The sequence below is a fragment of the Streptomyces sp. NBC_01635 genome (assembly GCF_045209715.1).
Classification (GTDB): Bacteria; Actinomycetota; Actinomycetes; order Streptomycetales; family Streptomycetaceae; genus Streptomyces; species Streptomyces hirsutus.
In genome coordinates, this window is record NZ_CP109277.1 from 1,854,684 (window position 1) to 1,878,100 (window position 23,417).

At 72.0% G+C, this 23,417-nt stretch carries 23 protein-coding genes; 8 read left to right on the forward strand and 15 right to left on the reverse strand.

Annotated features, from left to right (window positions below; genetic code table 11):
- The first annotated feature begins 59 nt into the window (after positions 1–59).
- Complete coding sequence (locus OHB56_RS08920) at positions 60–353, forward strand: helix-turn-helix transcriptional regulator (RefSeq protein WP_055591936.1); 294 nt, start codon at positions 60–62, stop codon at positions 351–353.
- Positions 350–736 carry a VOC family protein gene (locus OHB56_RS08925; protein ID WP_406352553.1) on the forward strand — a complete coding sequence of 129 codons (387 nt, stop codon included), beginning with the start codon at positions 350–352 and terminating at the stop codon, positions 734–736. Before OHB56_RS08920 ends, OHB56_RS08925 begins: the two co-directional genes overlap by 4 nt.
- A 68-nt stretch (positions 737–804) precedes the next feature.
- Here the strand turns inward: OHB56_RS08925 and OHB56_RS08930 are convergent, their stop codons facing one another.
- Positions 805–1,449 (reverse strand): alpha/beta hydrolase, encoded by a 645-nt coding sequence (locus tag OHB56_RS08930; RefSeq protein ID WP_406352555.1) that lies wholly within the window; start codon positions 1,447–1,449, stop codon positions 805–807.
- A 233-nt stretch (positions 1,450–1,682) separates the two neighbouring features.
- Here OHB56_RS08930 and OHB56_RS08935 point away from each other — a divergent pair, with 233 nt between their 5' ends.
- Complete coding sequence (locus tag OHB56_RS08935) at positions 1,683–2,234, forward strand: DoxX family protein (RefSeq protein ID WP_406352557.1); 552 nt, start codon at positions 1,683–1,685, stop codon at positions 2,232–2,234.
- Between the two features lie 79 nt (positions 2,235–2,313).
- On the opposite strand, the gene OHB56_RS08940 is transcribed toward OHB56_RS08935, so the two are convergent.
- The gene (locus OHB56_RS08940; RefSeq protein WP_406352558.1) at positions 2,314–4,815 is read right to left on the reverse strand and encodes an alpha-L-arabinofuranosidase C-terminal domain-containing protein; all 2,502 of its coding nucleotides are present in this window, start codon (positions 4,813–4,815) and stop codon (positions 2,314–2,316) included.
- A gap of 167 nt (positions 4,816–4,982) precedes the next feature.
- Here OHB56_RS08940 and OHB56_RS08945 point away from each other — a divergent pair, with 167 nt between their 5' ends.
- The gene (locus OHB56_RS08945) at positions 4,983–5,423 is read left to right on the forward strand and encodes a DUF6314 family protein (RefSeq protein ID WP_326751781.1); all 441 of its coding nucleotides are present in this window, start codon (positions 4,983–4,985) and stop codon (positions 5,421–5,423) included.
- Positions 5,424–5,475: 52 nt separating this feature from the next.
- Here OHB56_RS08945 and OHB56_RS08950 read toward each other — a convergent pair whose 3' ends face one another.
- Positions 5,476–6,069 carry a histidine phosphatase family protein gene (locus OHB56_RS08950; RefSeq protein ID WP_326751782.1) on the reverse strand — a complete coding sequence of 198 codons (594 nt, stop codon included), beginning with the start codon at positions 6,067–6,069 and terminating at the stop codon, positions 5,476–5,478.
- A 125-nt stretch (positions 6,070–6,194) separates the two neighbouring features.
- Positions 6,195–7,673 (reverse strand): PLP-dependent aminotransferase family protein, encoded by a 1,479-nt coding sequence (locus OHB56_RS08955; RefSeq protein ID WP_406352561.1) that lies wholly within the window; start codon positions 7,671–7,673, stop codon positions 6,195–6,197.
- On the opposite strand from OHB56_RS08955, the gene OHB56_RS08960 reads away from it, so the two are divergent.
- A complete protein-coding gene (locus OHB56_RS08960) occupies positions 7,672–8,682 on the forward strand; it encodes a DMT family transporter (RefSeq protein ID WP_326751784.1) in 1,011 nt (336 codons plus the stop codon). The two genes, OHB56_RS08955 and OHB56_RS08960, sit on opposite strands and share 2 nt — an antisense overlap.
- Before the next feature lie 131 nt (positions 8,683–8,813).
- A complete protein-coding gene (locus OHB56_RS08965; RefSeq protein ID WP_326751785.1) occupies positions 8,814–9,002 on the forward strand; it encodes a DUF1918 domain-containing protein in 189 nt (62 codons plus the stop codon).
- 25 nt (positions 9,003–9,027) lie between these two features.
- Here the strand turns inward: OHB56_RS08965 and OHB56_RS08970 are convergent, their stop codons facing one another.
- A complete protein-coding gene (locus tag OHB56_RS08970) occupies positions 9,028–10,287 on the reverse strand; it encodes a glycoside hydrolase family 10 protein (protein WP_406352564.1) in 1,260 nt (419 codons plus the stop codon).
- A 205-nt stretch (positions 10,288–10,492) separates the two neighbouring features.
- On the opposite strand from OHB56_RS08970, the gene OHB56_RS08975 reads away from it, so the two are divergent.
- Positions 10,493–11,353 (forward strand): 3-hydroxybutyryl-CoA dehydrogenase, encoded by an 861-nt coding sequence (locus OHB56_RS08975; protein WP_326751787.1) that lies wholly within the window; start codon positions 10,493–10,495, stop codon positions 11,351–11,353.
- A gap of 240 nt (positions 11,354–11,593) precedes the next feature.
- Positions 11,594–11,851, forward strand: a complete 258-nt coding sequence (locus OHB56_RS08980; protein ID WP_326751788.1) for a hypothetical protein — start codon at positions 11,594–11,596, stop codon at positions 11,849–11,851.
- A 40-nt stretch (positions 11,852–11,891) separates the two neighbouring features.
- Here the strand turns inward: OHB56_RS08980 and OHB56_RS08985 are convergent, their stop codons facing one another.
- From OHB56_RS08985 to infC, 10 genes are all read right to left on the reverse strand, one after another.
- Positions 11,892–12,437 (reverse strand): NUDIX hydrolase, encoded by a 546-nt coding sequence (locus OHB56_RS08985; protein WP_055627819.1) that lies wholly within the window; start codon positions 12,435–12,437, stop codon positions 11,892–11,894.
- Positions 12,438–12,590: 153 nt separating this feature from the next.
- Positions 12,591–13,931, reverse strand: coding sequence for a transcriptional regulator (locus tag OHB56_RS08990; protein ID WP_326751790.1), 1,341 nt, complete (start codon positions 13,929–13,931; stop codon positions 12,591–12,593).
- A 272-nt stretch (positions 13,932–14,203) separates the two neighbouring features.
- The gene (locus OHB56_RS08995) at positions 14,204–15,268 is read right to left on the reverse strand and encodes a PP2C family protein-serine/threonine phosphatase (protein WP_406352566.1); all 1,065 of its coding nucleotides are present in this window, start codon (positions 15,266–15,268) and stop codon (positions 14,204–14,206) included.
- Between the two features lie 425 nt (positions 15,269–15,693).
- The gene (pheT, locus tag OHB56_RS09000; RefSeq protein ID WP_406352567.1) at positions 15,694–18,240 is read right to left on the reverse strand and encodes a phenylalanine--tRNA ligase subunit beta; all 2,547 of its coding nucleotides are present in this window, start codon (positions 18,238–18,240) and stop codon (positions 15,694–15,696) included.
- The gene (gene pheS, locus OHB56_RS09005; protein WP_406352568.1) at positions 18,240–19,361 is read right to left on the reverse strand and encodes a phenylalanine--tRNA ligase subunit alpha; all 1,122 of its coding nucleotides are present in this window, start codon (positions 19,359–19,361) and stop codon (positions 18,240–18,242) included. Before pheS ends, pheT begins: the two co-directional genes overlap by 1 nt.
- Positions 19,362–19,508: 147 nt before the next feature.
- Complete coding sequence (locus tag OHB56_RS09010; protein ID WP_406352570.1) at positions 19,509–20,630, reverse strand: ATP-binding protein; 1,122 nt, start codon at positions 20,628–20,630, stop codon at positions 19,509–19,511.
- A 130-nt stretch (positions 20,631–20,760) separates the two neighbouring features.
- A complete protein-coding gene (locus OHB56_RS09015) occupies positions 20,761–21,639 on the reverse strand; it encodes an RNA methyltransferase (RefSeq protein ID WP_326751794.1) in 879 nt (292 codons plus the stop codon).
- A 131-nt stretch (positions 21,640–21,770) separates the two neighbouring features.
- Positions 21,771–22,154 (reverse strand): 50S ribosomal protein L20, encoded by a 384-nt coding sequence (rplT, locus tag OHB56_RS09020; RefSeq protein ID WP_004933571.1) that lies wholly within the window; start codon positions 22,152–22,154, stop codon positions 21,771–21,773.
- Positions 22,155–22,254: 100 nt separating this feature from the next.
- Positions 22,255–22,449, reverse strand: coding sequence for a 50S ribosomal protein L35 (rpmI, locus tag OHB56_RS09025; RefSeq protein WP_055574739.1), 195 nt, complete (start codon positions 22,447–22,449; stop codon positions 22,255–22,257).
- A gap of 120 nt (positions 22,450–22,569) precedes the next feature.
- Positions 22,570–23,256, reverse strand: a complete 687-nt coding sequence (gene infC / locus OHB56_RS09030) for a translation initiation factor IF-3 (protein ID WP_326756933.1) — start codon at positions 23,254–23,256, stop codon at positions 22,570–22,572.
- Between the last annotated feature and the right edge of the window lie 161 nt (positions 23,257–23,417).

Consider the following 23,417-nt stretch of genomic DNA (forward strand, 5'->3'; position numbering starts at 1 on the left):
CGAGAGCTCTTCCTCACCTCACTTGATAGGCAAGTCGCCACTTGCCTATTGTGTCGGTCATGGCGGAGGACGTCTTCAAGGCGCTGGCCGATCCGACCCGTCGGCGCATCCTCGATGAGCTGGCGGAACGGGACGGCCAGACGCTGTTCGAGATATGCACGCGACTGGTGACCAAGCACGGCCTGGGACTGTCCCGCCAGGCCGTCAGCCAGCACCTGGCCGTGCTGGAATCCGCGGGGCTGGTCCTTACCCGACGCCAGGGCCGCTACAAGTTCCACGACCTGAACACCGAGCCCCTTGAGCACATCGTGACCCGGTGGCTCAAGCCCGACAGACCGGAGAGCACGTCATGAGGATCCATCTGACCAGCGCCTTCGTCGACGACCAGGAAAAGGCCCTGCGCTTTTACACCGAGGTGCTGGGCTTCGTGAAGAAGCACGACCTCCCACTGGGCGAGGACCGGTGGCTGACCGTCGTCTCGGCGGAGAATCCCGACGGAACCGAGCTACTACTCGAGCCCTCTCGCCATCCTGTCGTGGCGGCGTACAAGACGGGGCTGGCCGAGGACGGCATTCCGGCCCTCTCCTTCGCCGTGGACGACGTACGCGCGGAGTTCGACCGGCTGCGCGGGCTCGGGGTGCAGTTCACCCAGGAGCCGCTGGAAATGGGCGAGGTCACCACCGCGGTCCTGGACGACACCTGCGGCAACCTGATCCAGATCGTGCACAGCAAGTAGGGACCCCGGGGAGGCCGGCGGCGCGCCCGCCTCCCCCGAGTCACGCCCCTCCCCCGGGCCGTACCTCCTCAGGCCGCGCCCTCCCACGCGCTCTGCAGGAAGGCCGAGGCGTCCGCCAGTTCCGGGAGGCTGATGCCGTGGCCCTGGCCCGGGTAGCGGTGTTCCTCGAGGCGGGCGCCGGAGTCCTCGCGGAGCCAGGTGCCCGTCCTGGTGACGAGGTCGGCGGGGATGACCCGGTCGGCGACGTCCCGGCCCCAGAAGACCGGCACCCCGGCCAGGCGACCCTGTTCCTCGGGCAGGCCCGCGTCCCACGGCAGGGTGCCGGACAGGAGGACGGCGGCGGCGAACCGCTCCGGGCGGGCGAGCAGCAGGCCGCCCGCCATGGCCATGCCGCCGGAGAAGCCGAGGAGCGAGACCGACGCGTGTCCGGCGGCCTCGGTGTCGAGCCAGTCGAAGAGCCAGTCGGCGGTGGCCGCGATGGAGTCCGGCAGGGGGCGCCCGATCCCCCGGTTGGCGAACCACGCGTATCCGCCGCCCTCGGCCAGCGGGGCGCGCACGAAAGCCACCGTGGCGCCCTGCGGCAGATGCGGCGCGAGCTGCGCGAACGACGCCTCGTCCGCTCCCCGCCCGTGCAGGGCGACGACCAGCGGCGTGCCGGGCCTGCGGTCGGGTGCGACGGACCAGGTGACCGTGGGGGCGGCGGTGTACGGCATGGCTACGGCACTCCTCGGGCGGTGCGGGACGGGCGAAGGGGCGGACAAGGGCACGAGCGGACGCGGACTTCGGCCCGGGACCGGGCACGACCGAGCGTACCCCTACTGATTGAAAGTTGAAGCAAAGGCGATTGTGGTTTAGCTTGAAGGTTCAAGTTTGTCGGATCGGGCCGTCGCTCAGTGACGCCCGGCACCCCCACCGTCTTCGCCGTCCCCTTTCGAGGAGTCCCCCCATGGCAAGTGCCACCACCCTGTCCCGCCCTGCCGCCGCCTCCGGGCAGGACGCCCCCGCCGTCCCCGCCCGCGCCTACGACGTCGGACTGCTGGTGCTGCGTCTCGTGCTCGGCCTGACGATGGCCGTGCACGGCGCGCAGAAGCTGTTCGGCTGGTTCGGCGGGGGCGGGGTCGAGGGCACCGGGATGTTCTTCGCGTCCCTCGGCTACCCCTCGCCCGAGGCGTTCGCCGTCGTGGCCGGGCTCACTGAGACCCTCGGCGGACTCGGCCTCGCGTTCGGCCTGCTCACCCCGCTCGCCGCGGCGGCCGTCGCCAGCACGATGGTCAACGCGATCGCCGTGAAGTGGGGCGGCGGCTTCTTCGCCCCGGAGGGCGTGGAGTACGAGCTCGTCCTCACCCTGGCCGCGGTGGCGCTCGCCCTGACCGGCCCGGGCCGGATCGCCGTGGACCGGCTGCTGCCCCGGCTGCGCTCGCACCGCCTCGAGTACGGCATCGCCGCGGTCGTGCTCGGCGCCGTGGTGGCCGGCGTCACCCTGCTGCTGCGTCCCTGAGGCACCGCGGGCGGTTCTCCGCTCAGCGCCGGGTGCGGGCCGCTCGCTGTCCTGGGGACGGCGGCCCGCACCCGGACCACTACCGCCGCTTGATCCTCAGGAACGTCACCGAGTTCTCCGGGAACGTGTACGTGAATCTGCCGGACACGCCCCGGAGCGTGGACGCCACCGGGGTCACCGGCGTGTCCGTCTCGGTGTTCATCGCGTCCGCCTCGGCGGCCAGGGTGGTCACCCGGGCGGTGGAGGCGGTCCTCGCGCCGCCGAGGTCGATGGCCGTACGGGCCTCGGCCGGCTGGGCGTTGACGACCTTGACGATCAGGTCACCGGTGCGGTCGTCCTCGGTGACGACCTGGCGGAACGGCTCGGCCGGCTTGTCGTCGGTGAAGCTGCCCCACTCCTGTCCGTCGAGGGAGAGGGTGACCTGGCGGCCGCGCACCTTGACGCCGATGTCGTAGGCGCGGCCCGTCTCGATCGATCCGGACTTGGAGAGCAGCGTCGACTTGCCGCCGTCCACGGCCTGTTCGACCGCGGATTGGGTGTTGTTCCAGCCGCCCAGGTTCCACCAGTAGTAGTTTCCGGTGTCCTTGACCCCGAAGGCGACGAGGAAGCCTTCCTTGCCAGACTTCTTGGTCGCCCTCACCTGCAGGTCGTAGTCCTGCCAGGCCGGGTCGCCCGCCGTGACCAGGGTGTTCTCGGCTGCTTCGTCGGTCTGGACGTACTGCCCGTCCTGGACGCTCCAGCTGCCGCCGCCGCTGTGCGTCCACTGCGAGGCGTCCCCGGAGAAGTCGTCGCCGAGCAGGGGCGCGCCGTCGGCGGCGGTCACCCGCACGTCGTCGTACGCGGCGCTGGTGGCCCAGGTCGACAGGCCGACCGCGCCGCTGAGGGGACCGCTGACGTCCGGTGTGCCGCTCGCCTCCGACGGGACCACGCGGTCACCGGTGTTGGTCATGAACAGCTTCTGGACCTCGTAGTTGGCCGACCCCCAGGAGGCGTGGTTGTTGAACCAGATCATGTCGGGCGACCACTGGACGTAGTCCTCGTTGGCCAGCAGCGGTGCGTACGAGGCGAGTTCCACGATGTCCGCGTTGCGTTCCAGGCCGGTCATGAACGCGGCCTCGGCCAGGCCGTTCTTCCAGGCGTTGCCCTGCGAGGCGTACTCGCCCAGGAAGACCTTCGGGCCGCCGCGGTCGTAGGAGTCGTAGCGGTCGTTGTTCTGCAGGAACCACTGCGGGCTGTTGTAGTAGTGCTCGTCGACCATGTCGACGTCGCCGTCGCGGTTGAGCTGCCAGAGGGTGTCGAAGGTCGTACCGGTGTCGTCCGGGCCGGAGTTGGAGACGACGGTGATGTCCGGGTACTCGGCCTCGATCGCCGCGCGGAACCGCTCGAAGCGGGCGAAGAACTCCCTGGGCAGGTTCTCCTCGTTGCCGACCCCGAGATGGGTGAGCCCGAAGGGCTTGCGATGGCCCATCTCCGCGCGCACCTTGCCCCAGGTCGAGTTCGCCGGGCCGTTGGCGAACTCGATCAGGTCGAGGGTGTCCTGGATGTGGCGCTCCAGCAGTTCCTCGTCCTCGGTGGCCCTGTTCTGGCCGCACCCGGTGACCAGGGCGGGCACGACCGGGAGCGGCATCGCGCCGATGTCCTCGGCGAAGCGGAAGTACTCGTAGTAGCCGAGTCCGTAGCTCTGGTTGTAGCCCCAGAAGTTGGCGTTGGTGGCGCGCTCCTCCACCGGCCCGACGGTGTCCTTCCACTGGTAGGCGCGCTTGCGCTGCCAGCCGGAGTCCTCGCTGTAGCCCTCCATGGAGCCGGTGTTGACCAGGCAGCCGCCGGGGAAGCGGACGAAGCCGGGTTTCAGGGCGGCGATCTTCTCGGCGAGGTCCTTGCGCAGGCCGTTCGGCTGCCCTTTGTAGGTGTCGCGCGGGAACAGGGACACCATGTCGAGGGCCGCGGCGCCGGAGGAGGCGACGGAGAGGCGGCCGCGGTTGCTGGTGCGGGCGGCGGTGAAGGTGGCCTCGTACCGGGCCCAGTCGCCCCTGACGGCCGCCCGGCGGACGTTCGCGAGGCTGCCGGCGGCGTCCTTGAGCGTGACGGTGAGGGTGCTGCCGCTCTCGGCCCGGGCCCAGACCGAGAAGTCGTACCGCTTGCCCTGCTCCACCCGGATGCCGGTGTTGTAGCCCGCGTTGGTGACGGACGAACCCGCTGCCAGGGACAGGTAGGCGCGGTTGCGTTCATTGAGCCAGCCGGAGTCGTTCCGCACCTCGGCCGTGCCTCCGGCAGTCCAGGAGGTCAGGGGCGTGTAGGAGCCGTTGTCGGCGGTGGAGTACTCAAAGGACCGGTTCTGCACGAGCTCGGCGTACAGCCCGCCGTCGGCGGCCCGGTTGATGTCCTCGAAGAAGACGCCGTACATCGTGTCGCCGATCGCGGCTCCCTCGGCGTGCGGGTCGACGGTGATCGTGTAGTCGGTGACGTCCTCGGCGTGTGCGGGGGCCGACAGCAGGGCGGCGGCGGTCAGTAACGCGGTGGCGGTGAGGCCCGTTCTGAGGCGGGTGCGGTTGCGTGGACGGGTGCGGGCGGTGCGTGACATGGATACTCCGCGGCTCTCGTGGGAGTGGGGGGAGTTTCGCCTGACGTGACATTCCCGGATGTGTTCGATATATCGACCGATGGTCAACACTTCGAACGGCAAGATAGGGAGGAGGCGGGAGCACGTCAATGGTGCGTGCGCGCCGGAGACGACGGGAGCGGGGCGGGATGGGCGAGTTCTGGCCGGTGCCGGACGCACTGGTCTACCTGAGGGGAAGCTGGCGGGTGACCCGGTCCGTGCGGGACCTCGCCAGTGGCGACCTGGGTCGGTTCGAGGGCATCACGCTTTTCGGCCCGCTGGAGGGCGGCGGCCTGCTGCACCGGGAGTCCGGCACCTTCACCTGGCGGGGCGTTACCCGGCCCGCCGAACGCACCCTGCGCTTCCTGCCCGGCCCCGGCGGCACGGTGGACGTGCGGTTCGCGGACGGCCGTCCGTTCCACGACCTCGATCTCTCGGCGGGCCGGTACGTCGCCGACCACCCTTGCTCCGCGGACCTCTACCGGGGCGAGTTCACCGTCCGTGACGAGGACCGCTGGCGGACGGTCTGGCGGGTGCGCGGCCCGGCCAAGGACCTGGAACTCGACACCGGTTATGTCCGCGCGGACTGACGGCCGCGTCCACGAGGGCGGCGAACGGCGGTAACCGCCCTGCCCGCGTCCGCTATATCCGTGTCGCCTGAGCGGAGACTCCTTCGATGCGCAGGCTCCAGCGGCCGGCCCGTCCGCTGACGCTCACCCGTGACAGCGAGCGGACGTCGATGTTCCAGTAGGTGGCGGGCGGCGCCTTCAGCGCGTACACGAGTGCGGCGCGGATCACGGAGGGTTCGGCGACCGCGACGACCCGGCAGTCGTCCTCCGGCGGCCGGGTGTCGAGCCAGTTGCCGACGCGGGTGATGAAGTCGAGGAGCGACTCCCCGCCGTGCGGGGCCGCTCGCGGGTCGGCGAGCCAGGCGTCCACGGTCTCCGGCTCCCGGGCCATCGCCTCACCCAGGGTCAGCCCGCGCCAGCGACCCATGCCGCAGTCCCGCAGGGCGAGCTGGACCAGTGGGGCGTAGCCGAGTCCGGCACCGGTGTCACGGCTGCGCGGGTTCGGCGAGCAGTAGCGCAGATCGGCGGCGGCGAGCGGCAGCAGTTCACGGGCCACCCGCTGCACATCGCTCCACCCGGCGTGATCCAGTGGCCGGTCGTCCTCGAAACGCTCGGTCAGGCGCGAGAGGCTTCCCGCCGCGGCAACGAACGTGACCCGAAGTGCCATGCCGCGATGGTCAGTCCCTGAAGTGCACAAATCAAGGGGTATGGCCATGGTGTTACCCGGAGTCCATCAGGCCGTCGGACAGCGGTCGGGACCTGCCGGACGAACCGACATGAAACGCCGCCCTTTCACCCCGTCCGCCCCAGCACCTCGTCCCAGGCGGTACGCAGTCGCCGTACGCCCTCCGTGATCTCGCCGGTGCCCGCGACCGCCGCGAAGCTCAGCCGCAGGTGGGCGGCCGGGGGCTCGGCGCTGAAGTAGGGGCGGCCGGGGGTGACGGCGACGCCGGCCCGCAGGGCCGCCGCGGTCAGGGCGGACTCTCCCCCGGGGCCGAAAGCCCGGGAGGTGCCCCCGGTGCCGTCGGGCAGGCGCAGCCAGAGGTGGTAGCCGCCGGCCGGGATGTGCGGCAGGGCCAGTTCGGGCAGCCGGAGCCGGAGCGCGGCGGTCATCGTGTCGCGGCGGGCTCTCAGCTCGGTGGAGACCGCCCGCAGGTGACGCGGCCAGGCGGGCGAGCCGACGAGTTCCAGTGCGGCCTCCTGGAGGGGCCGGGGAACGAAGAAGGTGTCGACGATCTGGATGGCGCGCAGCCGCTCCAGTACCGGGCCGTGCGCGACGAGGGCGCTCACCCGGAAACTCGGCGAGGTCGCCTTGGTGAGCGAGCAGACGTGGACGACGACGCCGTCGGGGTCGTCGGCGGCCAGCGGGCGGGGCAGGGGGCCCGCGTCCTCGTGGACCAGGCGCCGGACGAAGTCGTCCTCGACGACGAACGCGTCCGCCTCGCGTGCGATGCGCAGCACCTCGCCGCGCCGTTCGGGGGCGAGGACGGCGCCGGTGGGGTTCTGGAACAGGGGCTGGCAGACGAAAACCCGGGCGCCGGTGGCCCGGAAGGCGTCCGCGAGCAGCTCCGGCCGTACTCCGTCCGCGTCCACCGGCACGGGCACCGGACGCAGTCCGGCGGCTCGGGCGATGGCCAGCATGCCGGGGTAGGTGGGCGATTCCACGAGCACGGGGGCGCCGGGCGGGGCGAGCGCGCGCAGAGCGGTGGTCAGCGCGGACTGGCCGCCCGCGGTGATCAGCACCCCCGCCGCGGTGACCGCGCCTCCGACGCTGCGCGCGAACCACTCGCGCAGCTCCCCCAGCCCTTCCACGGGCGGTCTCCCCCAGGCTCCCGGCCGGCGCCCGGCCCGGGACAGTGCCGCCGCCATCGCGCGCTCCGGCTGCAGCGAGGGGTGCAGATAGCCGCCGTTGAACTCGATCACGCCGGGCGCCGGGGCGGCGAGCGAGACCAGGACGCCGGAGGCGTCGACCGAGCGCGGAACGAGATCGGCGGCGCTCTCGGCGCTGAGCGCGACCTCCTGCCAGGAGGTGTCGCCGGCCGTGGGGGCCGGGGAAGCGGGCCGGTCGGCACGGAACGCGCCGGCTCCGGGCCGGGTCACCACCAGCCCCTCGGCGGCGAGCCGGGCCAGCGCCCGCGAGACGGTCACGGGGCTCACCCGGAACCGCTCCACGAGCGCCCGGCTCGACGGGAGCTTTCCACCCGGTGAGTAGCGGTCCAGCTCCCGCCGCAGCCGATCCGTCAGCTCGGCCACACTGCTACGCTCATGCATGAGAGCAGAGAGTAGCGCTACTACCGCGGACCCGATAGCAGTCCCCGCCCGCCGGGACCCCGCCCGCCGGGATCCTGCCGGCTTGGGCACCCTGCAGGCCTCCCTCGGCGTGGTCGCCTTCTCGCTCACCTTCCCGGCCACCGCCTGGGGACTGGAGGGGTTCGGCCCCTGGTCCCTGGTGGCCGTGCGCTGCGTGCTGGCGGGTCTGATCGCGGGCGGCTGCCTGCTCGCGGTGGGAATGCGGGCGGGGACCCCGGAAGCGGGAGCGGCAGGTGTCCCCGGGCGTTCCCGGAAGAGTCCGGCGCGGTGGCGCGGGGTGCGGCTGCCCGCCCGCCGGCACTGGCCGGGACTCGCGGTGGTCGCCGCCGGAGTCGTCCTCGGGTTCCCGCTGCTGACCACGCTGGCCCTGCGGACGTCGACCACCGCGCACGCGGCCGTCGTGGTCGGCCTGCTCCCGCTCACCACCGCACTGTTCTCCGCCCTGCGCGTCGGCTCCCGCCCCTCACCGACCTTCTGGGCGGCGGCCCTCGCGGGTGCCGCCGCGGTGGCGGTCTTCACGGTGCGGCAGAGCGGCGGCGCGCTGACCACGGCCGATCTGTACCTCTTCGCGGCGCTGGTGGTGTGCGCGGCCGGGTACACGGAGGGCGGCAGGCTGGCCCGGGTGATGCCGGGCTGGCAGGTGATCGGCTGGGCGCTGGTGCTGTGCCTGCCGCTCGCCGTACCGGCCGCCGCCCTCGCGCTGGCCGTCGAGCCGGTGCGGCTGACCGCGCACGGCGTGGCCGGAGTGCTGTGGGTGGCGGCGGGGTCCCAGTTCCTGGGGCTGGTCGTCTGGTACCGGGGCATGGCGGCGATCGGCATCCCCCGGGCCAGCCAGCTCCAGCTCGCCCAGCCGCTGCTCACCCTGGTGTGGTCGGTGCTTCTCCTGGGCGAGCGTCCGACCGCGGCGGCACCGCTGACGGCGGCGGCGGTCCTGGTGTGCATCGCCGTCACCCAACGGGCACGCGGCTGAGGAACCGGTCCCGTCGCCCGCGCCACGTGCGGAGTTCCGGGGGCGCCGACCGCGCGCCCTGCCGGGCGGCGCGCTCCGCCGTAGACTCGGAGCCACGGACCGCTGCTCCCGCACGTGGTGAGGAGACCCCGATGCGCGCAACTGTGGGCGACCAGCTCGTCCAGCACGGCAGGGTGGTCGGCCAGCACGACAAGGTCGCCGAGATCGTCGAAGTGATGGGCCGGAAGGGCGATCCGCCCTACCGCGTCCGCTTCGAGGACGGGCACGAGGCCGTGTGCTCACCCGGCCCCGATTCCGAGATCCGGCACAGGAACCACTAGGCCGGAAAACAACCTTCTGAACCCGTCAGGCCGGGGGTGGCGCCGGCTCACCGTAGTGGTCGGCGACCACCCTGGCCATCGCGCCGGTCGGGTCGGCGGACGCCTCCCGGGCGGCGAAGAAGACGTGCCCGCGCGCCCGGGGGTACGACGTCGCGAGCGTGAGGTGCCGGGACAGCTCGGCCGGGTCCTGCCAGGCGGCGGGTTGCGCCGGATCACCCGCCTTGTAGAGCGCCTCGCCCACGTACAGCTGTGTCCCGGAGCCCTCCACGACCGCGGACCACCAGGGCAGCAGCTTCGCGTAGTCGGCGGCGGCGAAGCCGATGTTCCAGTAGAGCTGGGGACAGATGTAGTCGATCCAGTTCTCCCGTGCCCACCGGCGGGTGTCCGCGTGCAGGTCGTCATAGGTCTGCACGCCCGCCCGGGTGTCCGAGCCGAGGGGATCGGCCGTCGCGTTGCGCCAGACCCCGAAGGGGCTGATGCCGAAGCGGGTGCCGGGTCGGATCTCCTTGATCCGGGCCGCCGTCTCGCGCACCAGCCGGTCGATGTTGTCCCGCCGCCAGGCCGCCCGGTCGGGGAAGGCTCCGCCGTGCGTGTCGTAGGCGGTGTCGTCGTCGAAGGTCTGTCCCGCCACGGGATACGGGTAGAAGTAGTCGTCGAAGTGGACCGCGTCGACGGGATAGCGGCGCACCGCGTCGAGCATCGCGTCCTCGACGAAGGCGCGGACCTCGGGCAGGCCGGGGTTGTAGTAGAGCTTCCCGCCGTACGGGACCACCCAGCCGGGGTTCTCGCGGGCCGGGTGCGTGGCGGCGAGCCGGGTGGGGTCGGTGTGCACGGCGACCCGGTACGGGTTGAACCAGGCGTGCAGTTCCAGGCCGCGGGCGTGGGCCTCGGTGACGGCGGTGCCGAGCGGGTCCCAGCCGGGGTCCACGCCCTGGGTGCCGGTGAGGCAGGCGGACCAGGGTTCGTACGGGGACGGCCACAGGGCGTCGGCCGTGGGCCGCACCTGGAGGATCACGGTGTTGAGCCGGTTGCGGACGGCCGCGTCGAGGTGGGCGATCAGCTCGGCCCGCTGCTCGGCGGCGCTCAGCCCCGGACGGGACGGCCAGTCCCGGTTGGCGACGGTCGCCAGCCACACGCCCCGCATCTCACCGGCGGCCGCGCCCCGGCCCCCCGTCGCGCCCGCCGGCCCGGACAACGGCCGTCCCGGGGCGGCCGACGCGGCCGACATCATCGTCACCGCCGACAGCGCCGCCACCGCGAACGCCCTGCGTGACACTCGTCCCATTTCGCACCCGTCGCAAAAGCCGCGATCCGCCCGACCGCGGACCTCTCCGGACCCCAGGATGCCCGACCCCCGCGATCGATCATCGATACTTCCGGGTAACGTGCACGAACGGAGCAGGCGGCCGGAACCCGGCGCTCCTGCCAGGAGTCGTAGACAGCGCAGGCCAGAAGGACCCGAGCCGCGCCCAGGAAGCGAAAGGGACGATGTGACCGACATCGAACGCGTCGGAGTGGTGGGCTGCGGCCAGATGGGCGCGGGGATCGCCGAGGTGTGCGCCCGCGCCGGACTGGACGTGCGAGTCGCCGAGACCACCGGTGAGGCCCTGGAGATCGGCCGCACCCGGCTGTTCAACTCCCTGACGAAGGCAGCGGAGCGCGGCAAGATCACGGCGGAGGAGCTGGAGGCCACCCAGGCCCGGCTGAGCTTCACCACGGACCTGGGCGAGTTCGCCGACCGCGACCTGGTGATCGAGGCCGTCGTCGAGAACGAGCAGGTCAAGACGGAGATCTTCCAGGTGCTCGACCAGGTGGTGACCCGGCCGGACGCGATCCTGGCCTCGAACACCTCCTCCATCCCGCTGGTGAAGCTGGCGGTCGCCACCTCGCGGCCGGACCACGTCATCGGCATCCACTTCTTCAACCCGGCCCCCGTACAGAAGCTGGTCGAGCTGATCCCGGCCCTCACCACCTCCGAGGGCACGATCAGCCGGGCGCAGCTCTTCGCCGAGAAGGTGCTGGGCAAGCACGCGATCCACGCCCAGGACCGTTCCGGGTTCGTGGTGAACGCGCTGCTGATCCCGTACCTGCTCTCCGCGATCCGGATGTTCGAGTCGGGCATCGCCAGCCGCGAGGACATCGACAACGGCATGGAGATGGGCTGCGCCCACCCGATGGGCCCGCTGAAGCTGTCCGACCTGATCGGCCTGGACACGGTGGCCTCGGTCGCGCACTCGATGTACGAGGAGTACAAGGAGCCGCTGTACGCCGCGCCGCCGTTGCTGCAGCGGATGGTGGACGCGGGCCGTCTGGGCCGCAAGAGCGGCTCGGGCTTCTACAGCTACGGCTGAGTCGGTCGTCCGCGACAGTGAACTGACGAGCCGCCATATTCACTGAACGTCGCATTCCGGCCATGCACGTGGGCCCGGCACCCCTGAACCGCAAAGGGTGCCGGGCCCACGGCGTTCACACGCCGTGTGCGCTCCGGGCCCGCATATGCCCCCCGCACACTCTTACCCCGCGTCCACCAGGGGAGTTGACTCACCCTCCACAGACACGGAACGAGAAGGACTACGGAGAGGAGCTGAATCGTGATCCCCGATCCCGAACAGCCCGCCGTCCAGGGTGAGGTCGCAGAGTTACGGCGCCGCCTCGATGTGGCATACGCCCGCGTCGAGGGCGGACTGGCGCTGCTCAGCCACCGCACCGAGGAGGCGGCCAGGGAACTGGACGAGCTGAACACCCGGATCGTCACCCTGGAACACGCCCGCTGGCCGCTCCAGGCGGTCGCGGCCGTCACGGCCGTGGGCGCGCTCGTCGTGACGGCCTGGCAGGCGTTCGGCCACTGACGCACGCGCCCGGGCCGGGCGGCCGACGGCTGCGAAGAGGTCAGGGCATGGGGTCCTGACCCAGCCTGAGATGGTGCAACAGGAGTAACGCGGCTGCCATGTTGGCGGCCGGGACCTCGCCGCGGGCGACCAGGTCGGGAACCACCTTGAGCGGCACCCACTCCCGGCGGTCCGACTCGAAGTCGTCCACCGGGTGTCCGAGGTACTCGCCCTCGTCGGCCCAGTAGATGTGATGCCGGGCGTCGGTGAGCCCGTTGGACGGCTCCACGCTCATGAGATGGCGCAGGGGTCCCGGCCGCCAGCCGGTCTCCTCCTCCAACTCCCTGGCCGCCGCCCGGACGACGTCCTCGCCGTCCTCGACGACCCCTGCGGCGAGTTCCCACCCCCAGCTGTCGGTGATGAAGCGGTGACGCCACAGGAGGAGCACCTCGTTGGCCTCGTTCACCACCGTGGCCACGGCGACGGGCCGCAGCCGGATGAGGAAGTGGTCGAGACGCCGGCCGTCCGGCAGCTCGACATCCGCGAGATTGACACTGAACCAGCGGTTCGCATACACGGTTTGCTCGTTCTTGTTCGCCCACTGCACGGTTATGCCACCTTTCGTTCGACAGGTGGCAATATCGCAGCAGCGGCGGTTCGGCAGCAGGCGCACAGGAGGCCGCCGGCGGCGCAGCGGACGGCGCGGCACGGCGCACGACGCGCGGCTGGGGCATCCGGAGAACTCCCCGCCCCGCCGTGCCTACAGCGGTACGCGCAGGGCTCCGTCGATGAGTTCGGCCGCCTCGGCGGTACCTTCGCAGCCGTTGCGCACCAGGTGCTCGCGCACCGCCCGGAGTCTGTCGCGCAGCCGCTGCGACTCCATCCCCCGGGCCTGCTCGGCCATCTGCACGGCGATGGCGACCGCCTTGTCGGCGTTGCCCTGCCGCAGTTCGACGGTGCTCAGCATGGCGAGACGGTGCACCCGGCCCCGGTCGTGCGCGGGGTTGTCCACGGCGGCGGCCGCGTGTTCACCCGCCGCCGCCAGCTCGCCGAGGCTGAGCAGGGCTTCCGCCACCTGTACGTTGACCAGGCCCGGCTGGACATAGCCGGTCTCGTCGGGTTCGTGGCCGCGCCGGATGCGCTCGGCGGCCTGCTCGGCACGCCGGATGCAGGACAGCGCGCCGGAGCCGTCGCCCAGGTGCGCGTACGCCTTGGCCTGCATCGCGTACAGGTCGGAGGCGAGCGCCGGGGTGATGTGCTTGCCGGCGGCGCGGAGCGCGGCCTCCGCGAAGGCGACGGCCTGCCGGTGCTCCCGCATGAACAGCGACTGGTTGACGAGAAGCGCGATCACATACGCGCCGAGTCCCCGGTCACCGCTGGCCTTCGCCAGCCGGAGCGCCTGGTGGAAGTAGCGCTGGGCGAGGCCGTGGGCATCGGAGTCGTACGCGCAGATCCCGGCGACGGCCACCAGTCCTCCGGTGGCCCGGTGCAGTTGGCGGCCCACGGCGTCGGTGTAGCCGCCCCGGAGGAGGGGGGCGGCCTCGGTGTTGAGGAAGCCGACGATGCGGTCACGGGTCGCGACGCCGCCGGCCTTGCGGTACATCTGCTCGTAGTGGCTGCGGGCGGCGCGCAGCATGTCCAGGTCACCCGAGGTGACCCGGTGACGGCCGCCGCGCGAGACATCGACGTCCTCGGGCGGGTTCTCCCACTCCCAGACGGGCATCACGGCGGGGGTACCGGTGACCGCGGGCGCGCCCAGTATGTGCGGGCGCCGCTGCTGGTCGGAGCGCCACAGCGCGGTGGCCCGCTCGACGAAGCCGGAGAGCGTGCCGGTGTGCGGGGCGGAGGGTTCGCCGGGGACGCCGAGGCCGATGTCGTCGAGGGTGACCGGGCGGCGCAGCCGGCCCGCCAGCACCTCGCAGATCAGGTCGGGCACCTGGCCCCGGGGCCGCTGGCCCTTCAACCAGCGTGCCACGGCGGTGTGTTCGTATCTGAGGGACAGGCCGCGCGCCCGGCCGGCCTGGTTGACGTGTGCGGCCAGGCCCGCGTGCGAGATACCGGCCTCGTCCAGGACCGCGTCGAGCAGAGTGTTGGGCTGCATGAGGCCCCCCGGGGGATCGGTGCCGACAGAGTAGTGGCTGGGCGTTCACACGGGGTGTGAACGGAGTGCTCGCATCCGCAGGGTGTGCGCGCTGTCGCGGAGAGTTGCCGGCCGGTTGACTGAGGTGCCTCGCAAGAGGCCGGCCGGGCCGCCGGCTCCCCCTCGTACAGTGCGGCGGCCCGCTTCCATGCCGTCCGCCCGGCTGCCTGCCCGACACTCCGTGGCGGGGCGGACGGCACCGCCGGCCCCGGCGATCACGCCGGGCACCCCGGTCATGCCGGGTGCTGCAGCGGGCTCGTCGGGGAAAGGTCCGTCGTGCCGGACCGTGCGGCGCCCCCCGCCCCCGAGGGGGCGCGGGGGGACGGGCGCTCGTTCCTGAGGATCAGCAGGGCGACGTCGTCCTTGGGCGGGTCACCGGTGTGGTGGACCAGCGCCGTGAGGATCGTCCGCAGGACGGCCTGCGGTGTGGGCGCGGCCTCGCGGGCGGCCGAGGCGAGCACCTCGGACAGCGGGAAGAAGCGGCCGCCGGCGTCCCGCGCGTCCTCGGCTCCGTCCGTGTGCAGGACGAGCGTGTCGCCGGGCAGCAGCGGGGCGCAGGCGACGAAGGGGAGTTCGGCGGGCAGCGGAAACGGGCCGAGCGGCGGGAGCGGGTCCGTGCGGGCGAGCGGTTCGGCCCGTGGACCGCTCAGCAGATGAGGCCATGGGTGCCCGCAGTTCAGGGCCCGCATCTCCCCGTCGGGGAGGATCTCGAGCAGCAGGACGGTGACGAACTCCTCGGCGGTCCGGACGTCGTGGCCGGCGCGCGCCGACAGGCGCTCGGCACGCGCCCGCTCCCGCAGATGCCGGTCCATCGCCCGCTCCAGTCGGCGCAGGACTCCGGCCAGGTCGGGCTCGTCGTGCACGGCCTCGCGGAAGCCGGCGAGAACGGCGTCGACGGTGGGGACGGCTCCGAGCCCATGGCCACGGACGTCGCCGATGACCACCCGTACGCCGTACTCGGTGGCGACCACCTCATACAGATCGCCGCCGATCCGGGCGCCCCGGTCGGCGGACAGCTGGACGGCGGCGACGGCCAGCCCGTCGACGCGGGGAGGCGGCCGCAGCATGCGCTGCGCGGTGCGGGCGATCGTGCGGTTGCGCCGCACCTCCCGCAGCAGGCTCCGCCCGACGTGCAGGGCCAGTCCGGTACCGAGAGCGCCGAGGACCGTGGGCGGCAGTCCGCAGGCGAGCGCCCGGCGCAGCAGCGGGCAGTGGTCGGGTCCCCATGAGGCGGTCGGTCCCCATGAGCTGGTCCTGGACCGCCCTGTGCGGGGCGCCCCACCCTTGAAGCGGATCATGCCGATGGCCCCCCATTTTGGCCCTGACAGCGCAGACCGGCCTTGAAAGGCCGGTCTGATTCTGCCGACCGGATCACCCGATCCGGACGTATCGCCCGGAAATGTCACCCAAACGAGTGAGGTAACCGGGGGAACGGATGTGCGTGGGGCGCGTACGGCCCTGTGGGACGGTTGAGCCCTGCCCAGCGCGGCAAAGGCGGCCCCACCCCGGTACGGGGCGGGCCTTGCTCGTAGCAGCCCAGGAGCCCTGCGGCCGCCCGGCCTGGCTCCGACCGCCCGGCGGGTCTCCGGCATGATCCGCCAAAGGGCCCGGAAGCACACGGGGACCGCGTGGCCGGCCACGGCACGAACGAGCCGTGCGCGGCGGACACGCGGTCCCCGAAGAACGCCGTGGGCCCCGAGGAGTCCTCCGGGCCCGGAGGGCGTCAGCCCCGGAGGGTCGCCCCGGTGCGCTCGCCCGCGAGGGCGACCGCCGATTCGCGGGCCGCGGACGCCTCGTCGACCGTCAGCGTGCGGTCGGGCGCGCGGAACCGCAGCGCGTACGCCAGGGACTTGCGGCCCTCGCCCAACTGCTCGGCGTTCTCGTACACGTCGAACAGGCGGATGGATTCCAGCAGTTCACCGGCGCCCTCGCGCAGGGCCGCCTCGACGTCCGCGGCCGGCACGGAGCCGTCGACGACCAGGGCTACGTCCTGCGTGGCGACCGGGAAGGTGGAGATGCCCGGCGCCTGCGGGATGCTTTCGCCGGCCTGTTCCAGGGCGTCCAGGTCGAGCTCCATCGCGCAGGTGCGCGCGGGCAGGCCCAGGTTCTTCACCACGCGCGGGTGCAGTTCACCCGCGTGGCCGATGACTCGCTCGGTGCCGTCGACGGTGACCGCCAGTTCGGCGCAGCGGCCCGGGTGCCACGGGCCGTACCGGCCCTGGCGGACGACGAGTTCGGCGCCCGCCTCGGCGGCCACGGTCCGGGCGGCCTCGACCGCGTCGGCCCAGTCGGCCGGGCGGCCCGCGCCCCACCAGCCGGCCTGTTCGCGGGCCCCGGCCAGAACGGCGGCGACGTGCCGCGGCTGGTCCGGGAGCGCCGCGTCGAGCCCGGCGAGTTCCTCGTCGGTGGGCCGCCGGTCCACGGGCAGGCGGACGGCGGCCCGCTGCTCCTCGCGCGGCTTGAAGACCAGGCCGGTCTCGAACAGCGCGACGTCGTGGCTGCCGCGTCCGTCGTTGCGCCGCAGCGCGCCGAGCAGGCCCGGCAGCAGCGAGGTGCGCAGCACGGGCTCCTCGTCGTTGAGCGGGTTGGTCAGCTTCACCACCCGGCGGGCCGGGTCGTCCGCGTCCAGGCCGAGCTGGTCGAAGATCTGCTCGCCGACGAACGGGTAGTTCGGCGCCTCGACGTATCCGGCGCCGGCCAGGGCCCGGCCGGTCCGGCGGTGCAGCCGCTGCCGGGAGGTCAGCCCGCGTCCGGCGGGCGGCCGGGGCAGGGTGACGGGCAGGTTCTCGTAGCCCTCGAGCCGGATGACCTCTTCGGCCAGGTCGTTCGGGTCGGTGAGGTCGGGCCGCCAGGACGGCACGGTGACGATCAGCTCGTCCTGCCCGTAGACGTCGCAGCCGACCTGCTGGAGACGGCGTACGACGGTCTCCCGGCCGTAGGCGACGCCCGCGACCTTGTCGGGGTGGTCGGCCGGGATGGTGAGGGTATGCGGCGCGGAGGGGGCCATGAACTCGGTGACCCCGGCCTCGGCGGTACCGCCGGCGAGCAGCACCAGCAGGTCGACGGTGCGCTGCGCGGCAGCGGCGGCGGCCTGCGGGTCGACGCCGCGTTCGAAGCGCCGGGACGCCTCGGAGGACAGCTTGTGCCGGCGGGCCGTGCGGGCGACGGACACCGGGTCGAAGTGCGCGGCCTCGACGACGACCTCGGAGGTCGCCCGGCCGAGGGCGGGGGTCCCCCCGGTCGAGTCTGTTCGAGACTGGGGGAGGTCGGCGATCTCGGTGTCGGCGCCGCCCATGACACCGGCGAGCCCGATCGGGCCGCGCTCGTCGGTGATCACCAGGTCCTCGGCGTCGAGCGTGCGCTGCACCCCGTCGAGGGTGGTGAGCTTCTCGCCCTGCTCGGCCCGGCGCACGCCGATGGTGCCCCGGACCATGGAGCGGTCGTAGGCGTGCAGCGGCTGGCCGAGCTCCAGCATCACGTAGTTGGTGATGTCGACGGCCAGGGAGACCGGGCGCATGCCGGCCTTCTGCAGCCGGCGGGTGAGCCAGATCGGGGAGCGGGTGTCGGGGCTGAGTCCGGTCACCGTACGGGCGGTGAAGCGGTCGCAGCCGACGGGGTCGGAGACCTCGACCGGGTAGCCGTAGGCGTTCGGGCCGGGGACGTCGAGCAGGGCCGGGTCGCGCAGCGGCAGCCCGTAGGCGGTGGCGGTCTCGCGTGCCACACCGCGCATCGACAGACAGTAGCCGCGGTCCGGGGTGACGGCGATGTCGAGGACCTCGTCGACCAGTTCCAGCAGCTCGACGGCGTCCTTGCCGACCTCGGTCTCCGGCGGCAGCACGATGATGCCCTTGGTGCCGTCGTCGCCCATGCCCAGCTCGTCGCTGGAGCAGATCATGCCGTGCGAGACCTTGCCGTAGGTCTTGCGGGCGGCGATCGCGAACCCGCCGGGCAGGACCGCGCCGGGGAGCACCACGACGACCTTGTCGCCGACCGCGAAGTTGCGGGCGCCGCAGACGACCTCCTGGGGCTCACCGGTGCCGTTGGCCCGGCCGACGTCGACGGTGCAGAAGCGGATCGGCTTCTTGAAGCCCTCCAGCTCCTCGATGGTCAGTACCTGACCGACGACCAGGGGGCCCTTGAGGTCGGCACCGAGGTGCTCGACGGTCTCGACCTCGAGGCCGGCCGCGATGAGTTTGGCCTGCACGTCGCGGCCGGTCTCGGTGGCCGGCAGGTCGACGTACTCCCGCAGCCAGGAAAGCGGGACCCGCATCAGATCTCCATCCCGAACGGCCGGGTGAACCGGACGTCACCCTCGACCATGTCTCGCATGTCCTCGACGTTGTGGCGGAACATCAGCATCCGCTCGATGCCGAACCCGAAGGCGAAGCCGCTGTACTTCTCCGGGTCGACGCCGCAGGCGGTGAGCACCCGCGGGTTGACCATGCCGCAGCCGCCGAGCTCGATCCAGCCCTCGGACGAGCAGGTGCGGCAGGGGCGGTCGGGGTTGCCGACGGACTCGCCCTTGCAGACGTAGCAGAGCATGTCCATCTCTGCGCTCGGCTCGGTGAAGGGGAAGAAGTTCGGCCGCAGCCTGGTCTTCATGCCCTCGCCGAACAGCGACTGCACCATGTGGTCCAGGGTGCCCTTGAGGTCCGCCATGGTGAGGCCCGCGTCGACGGCGAGGAGTTCCACCTGGTGGAAGACGGGGGTGTGGGTGGCGTCCAGCTCGTCGGTGCGGTAGACGCGGCCGGGGCAGATCACGTAGACCGGCAGTTCGCGTCCGAGCAGGGAGCGGATCTGCACGGGCGAGGTGTGGGTGCGCAGCACGACGCCGGACTCGGTGCCGCCCTGGGGGCCCTGCACGAAGAAGGTGTCGTGCTCGCCGCGGGCCGGGTGGTCCGGGCCGATGTTGAGGGCGTCGAAGTTGAACCACTCGGCCTCGACCTGGGGGCCCTCGGCGACCTCGTAGCCCATGGCCACGAAGATGTCCTCGATGCGCTCGGACAGCGTGGTCAGCGGGTGCCGGGCGCCGGACGGTACGCGGTCGTGGGGCAGGGTGACGTCGACCGCCTCCTCCACCAGGACCCGGGCGTCCCGCTCGGCCTCCAGTTCGCTCTGACGGCCGGCGAGGGCCTTGTTCACGGCACCGCGCGCCTGGCCCACGCGCTTGCCCGCGTCGGCCTTGGCGTGCGGGGGCAGGGCGCCGATCTCGCGGTTGGCGAGGGCCAGCGGCGAGGCGGGGCCGGTGTGGGCGATCTTGGCCTCGTGGAGTGCGTCGAGGGAGTCCGCGGCGGCGAAGGCGGCGAGCGCCTCGTCCCGCATGCGCTCGATCTCTTCCGGTTTCAACGCCTCGACCTCTACAGGGTCGTACGACTTATTGGGTGCCGACATCTCTTCCCGTACTTCCGATTGGCTGGCTGATGGTCCCCGTCACCGGCTCGTGGCCGAAGCGTCTCCGTCTGTGGGACACAAAGGTGCCAGAGGCCGAGTCTAACGGGGTGAGGGACCGCGAATGCGCCCGTGGGGCCCGGGTGCGCGCTAGCTGAGGTACGCGGGGGCCGCCACGGGCAACGTAAATCGGAGTTCCGCGCCGCCACCGGGGGCGCGGCCGACCGTGATGGTTCCGCCGTGGGCCTCGACGATGCCCTTGACGATGTACAGCCCGAGGCCGGTGCCGCCGCGCTTGCTGCCCCGCCAGAAGCGGGTGAAGACGCGGTTCATGGACTCCTCCGGGATGCCGGGGCCCTCGTCGCTCACGGTGACCGACGTGGCCGCGTACTCGCCGTTCTCCCGGTCACGGGGGGACGCCGAGGGCGTGATGTCGATGGTGACGGTTCCCTCGCCGTGGCGCACCGCATTTTCCAGCAGGTTGCTCAGTACCTGGTCGACCTTGTCGGGGTCCGCCCACAGGTCGGGCAGGGGCTGCTGGATCCGCAGCAGGAACCGGTCGGCGGGCTGTCCGGCGGCGACGTACGCCTGGATGTGCCGTCCGACGGCGGCTCCGATGTCGACGGGCTGGCGGCGCAGCTCGAGGCGCCCGGAGTCGATGCGGGAGATGTCGAGGAGTTCGGCGATGAGCCGGGTGACCCGGTCGGCGTCGGCGTCGACGGTCTCCAGCATCAGCTGCTTCTGTTCGTCGGTGAACCGCTCCCACTTGGCGAGCAGGGTGGCGGTGAAGCCCTTGACGGAGGTGAGCGGGGAGCGCAGTTCGTGGGCGACGATGGCGATCAGTTCGGCGTGGCTGCGTTCGGTGCGGCGCCGGGCCTCGGTGTCGCGCAGCGACACGACGACGCGGTGGACCGGTCCGGTGGGCCGGGTGCGGACGTAGCGCGCGGAGACGAGGACCTCCCGTCCTCCGGGCAGCAGCAGGTTGCGCTCGGGCTGGCTCACCCGGATGGCGAGGCCGCCGTAGGGGTCGGTGAGCTGCCACCAGCGGCGGCCTTCCAGGTCCTCCAACGGCAGGGCCACGTCGAGCCGTTGGCCGAGGGCGCGCTCGGCGGGGACGGCGGTGATACGGGCGGCGGCGGCGTTGAAGCAGATCACCCTGCCGTGCTCGTCGGCGACGACGAGGCCGTCGGGCAGCTGGTCGGGGTCGATGCCGAGCTCGGCGGGGCCGGCGGGCCGGGGTGCTCCCGGTGCGCTGCTCGTGCCGACGGTCATCCCCGTATCCCACCTCTCCGTACTTCCTCGGGGTGCCCCGTGCTCAGGCGGAGTGCCCCGGTCCGGCCGGAGCCGGGGAGCCTGGGGTACGGCCGAGAGCTGGGGGAGGGTCCCCGGGCAGGTCACCTTACTAGCTCTCGGTGACGGAGCGGCACCCTCCGACGGCGCGCTGTGCACGCGCCGACGCGTAGAGACATACGGCGGCGGCGGTGGCGAGGTTCAGACTTTCGGCCCTTCCGTGAATCGGAACACGGACGACGGCGTCGGTGAGCGCCCGGGTCTCCTCGGGAAGCCCCCATGCCTCGTTGCCGAAGACCCAGGCGGTGGGTCCGCCCATGGTGCCGTGGTCGAGTTCGTCGTCGAGGTCGCGGTCGCCGGCGCCGTCCGCGGCGAGCACCCGTACGCCGGTGTCCCTCAGGGCGGCCACGGCGTGCTCGACGGGGACGCCCACGGCGACGGGCAGGTGGAACAGCGATCCGACGGAGGCGCGTACGGCCTTGGGGTTGTACAGGTCGACGGAGGCGTCGGTCAGGACGACGGCCTCGGCGCCGGCGGCGTCGGCGCACCGCAGGACGGTGCCGGCGTTGCCGGGGTCGCGTACGTGGGCGAGGACGGCGACGAGCCGGGGGCGGGCGGCGAGGATCTCCTCGAAGGGGGTGTCGAGGAAGCGGCACACGCCGACGAGGCCCTGCGGGGTGACGGTGGTGGAGATGTCGGCGACGACCTGCTCGTCGGCGAGGTGGATGCGGGCGCCGGCGTCCCGGGCGGCACCGATGATGTCCGCGTACCGCTCGGCGGCCTCCAGGGTGGCGAACAGTTCCACGAGGGTGGCGGCGCCGGTGTCCCGGGGAGCGGCGGTGCCGCGGTGAACGGCGGCCTCCCGTACGGCCTGCGGCCCCTCGGCGAGGAACAGTCGCTCCTTGCCCCGGAAGTTCCGTTTGGCCAGCCGCCGCGCGGCGGACACGCGGGGCGAGCGGGAGGAGATCAGCTCGGGGGTGGCGGGGGGCATTCGGTTCACTTTCGCTCTCGGCTTCCGGGGCAGCTCCCGCGCGGTGCCACGGAAGCTTCCGCACAGACTACGGACCCGCAGGCGCTGCCTGCGGGTCCGTTGGATCACGCCGGTTCGAGGCCGGCGCGGCGTCACGCGGCCTTGGGCGCGTTCACGTCCGCCGGCAGCGCCTTCTGGGCGACCTCGACGAGCGCGGCGAAGGCGGTGGCGTCGTTGACGGCCAGCTCGGCCAGGATCTTGCGGTCGACCTCGACGTTCGCGGCCTTCAGACCCTGGATGAAGCGGTTGTACGTGATGCCGTTCGCGCGGGCAGCGGCGTTGATGCGCTGGATCCACAGCTGGCGGAAGTCACCCTTGCGCTTCTTGCGGTCGTTGTAGTTGTAGACCAGCGAGTGGGTGACCTGCTCCTTGGCCTTGCGGTACAGGCGCGAACGCTGACCGCGGTAGCCGGAGGCCTGCTCGAGGATCGCCCGGCGCTTCTTGTGGGCGTTGACTGCCCGCTTGACGCGTGCCACTTTTTAACTCCTTGTAGCGGGGCCGCGGTTGATGGTCACGCGGCCCGAAATCGATTGGGTCCCGGTTCTGACGTGCCTAGGGCGCAGGAGCGCCGGAACGTCACTTGCCGAGAAGCTTCTTGATCTTCTTGGCGTCGCCCGGGGCCATCTCGGCGTTGCCGGTGAGGCGACGCGTCACACGGGACGACTTGTGCTCGAGCAGGTGGCGCTTGCCGGCACGCTCACGGAGCACCTTGCCGGAGCCGGTGACCTTGAAGCGCTTACTGGCACCGCTGTGCGTCTTGTTCTTCGGCATGGCGCCGTTATCTCCTCGTCGGTGGCGCTCCGGTGCCCGGTCACGAAAACCGGGCACGGTGGAGCGTCGTACTTGTTTCGGTTATGTCCTGAGGGCCGGCGGGCCCCCGAGGTCATGCGGTCACACGTCGGCGGGAGCCTCGGCCTGGGCCTCGGTCTCGGCCGGAGCTTCGGCCGGTGCTTCGGCGTCCGTCGAATCCTCGGCCTCCGCGGCGTTCTGCGAGCGGCCGGGGTGGGCCTTCGCGTCCGCCTTGCGGGCTTCCTGCGCCTGGCGGGCCTCGGCCATCGCCTCGGTCTTCTTCTTGTGCGGACCGAGAACCATGATCATGTTCCGGCCGTCCTGCTTCGGGTTCGACTCGATGAACCCGAGGTCCTGGACGTCCTCCGCGAGCCGCTGCAGCAGTCGGTAGCCCAGTTCGGGCCGGGACTGCTCGCGACCACGGAACATGATCGTGATCTTGACCTTGTCGCCCTGCTTGAGGAACCGGACGACGTGACCCTTCTTGGTGTCGTAGTCGTGCGGGTCGATCTTCGGCCGGAGCTTCATTTCCTTGATGACCGTGTGCGCCTGGTTCTTGCGCGCCTCACGGGCCTTCATGGCCGACTCGTACTTGAACTTCCCGTAGTCCATGAGCTTGCACACGGGCGGGCGGGCGTTCTCCGCCACCTCGACCAGGTCCAGGTCGTACTCCTGAGCAAGCTCCAGTGCCTTGGCCAGCGGGACAATGCCCACCTGCTCGCCACTGGGACCGACAAGTCGCACCTCGGGCACGCGAATCCGGTCGTTGATGCGGGGCTCGGCGCTGATGGATCCTCCTCGATAGCACCACGCGACGGTCTGGCGGACAGCCGCGTAACGTCTGTGTTCGTTAGACCTAACCGCGCCGAAGCAACAAAAATGCCCCGGACGATCACAGGCGGGGCTCCTCGAACTACCGGAACACCGCCGCGGTCACCGCGGGGCGCACT

Bases quoted from the DNA above. Each gene is read 5' to 3' on its own strand.
- OHB56_RS08990 (WP_326751790.1), bottom strand. From the start codon at position 13,931: ATGCAGCCCAACACTCTGCTCGACGCGGTCCTGGACGAGGCCGGTATC.
- OHB56_RS08970 (WP_406352564.1), bottom strand. From the start codon at position 10,287: ATGGGACGAGTGTCACGCAGGGCGTTCGCGGTGGCGGCGCTGTCGGCG.
- OHB56_RS08955 (WP_406352561.1), bottom strand. From the start codon at position 7,673: ATGCATGAGCGTAGCAGTGTGGCCGAGCTGACGGATCGGCTGCGGCGG.
- rpmI (WP_055574739.1), bottom strand. From the start codon at position 22,449: ATGCCGAAGAACAAGACGCACAGCGGTGCCAGTAAGCGCTTCAAGGTC.
- OHB56_RS08925 (WP_406352553.1), top strand. From the start codon at position 350: ATGAGGATCCATCTGACCAGCGCCTTCGTCGACGACCAGGAAAAGGCC.
- OHB56_RS09015 (WP_326751794.1), bottom strand. From the start codon at position 21,639: ATGCCCCCCGCCACCCCCGAGCTGATCTCCTCCCGCTCGCCCCGCGTG.
- OHB56_RS08930 (WP_406352555.1), bottom strand. From the start codon at position 1,449: ATGCCGTACACCGCCGCCCCCACGGTCACCTGGTCCGTCGCACCCGAC.
- OHB56_RS08960 (WP_326751784.1), top strand. From the start codon at position 7,672: ATGAGAGCAGAGAGTAGCGCTACTACCGCGGACCCGATAGCAGTCCCC.
- OHB56_RS08940 (WP_406352558.1), bottom strand. From the start codon at position 4,815: ATGTCACGCACCGCCCGCACCCGTCCACGCAACCGCACCCGCCTCAGA.
- OHB56_RS08935 (WP_406352557.1), top strand. From the start codon at position 1,683: ATGGCAAGTGCCACCACCCTGTCCCGCCCTGCCGCCGCCTCCGGGCAG.
- OHB56_RS08920 (WP_055591936.1), top strand. From the start codon at position 60: ATGGCGGAGGACGTCTTCAAGGCGCTGGCCGATCCGACCCGTCGGCGC.
- OHB56_RS08945 (WP_326751781.1), top strand. From the start codon at position 4,983: ATGGGCGAGTTCTGGCCGGTGCCGGACGCACTGGTCTACCTGAGGGGA.
- pheS (WP_406352568.1), bottom strand. From the start codon at position 19,361: ATGTCGGCACCCAATAAGTCGTACGACCCTGTAGAGGTCGAGGCGTTG.
- pheT (WP_406352567.1), bottom strand. From the start codon at position 18,240: ATGCGGGTCCCGCTTTCCTGGCTGCGGGAGTACGTCGACCTGCCGGCC.
- OHB56_RS08995 (WP_406352566.1), bottom strand. From the start codon at position 15,268: ATGATCCGCTTCAAGGGTGGGGCGCCCCGCACAGGGCGGTCCAGGACC.
- OHB56_RS08950 (WP_326751782.1), bottom strand. From the start codon at position 6,069: ATGGCACTTCGGGTCACGTTCGTTGCCGCGGCGGGAAGCCTCTCGCGC.
- OHB56_RS08965 (WP_326751785.1), top strand. From the start codon at position 8,814: ATGCGCGCAACTGTGGGCGACCAGCTCGTCCAGCACGGCAGGGTGGTC.
- OHB56_RS09010 (WP_406352570.1), bottom strand. From the start codon at position 20,630: ATGACCGTCGGCACGAGCAGCGCACCGGGAGCACCCCGGCCCGCCGGC.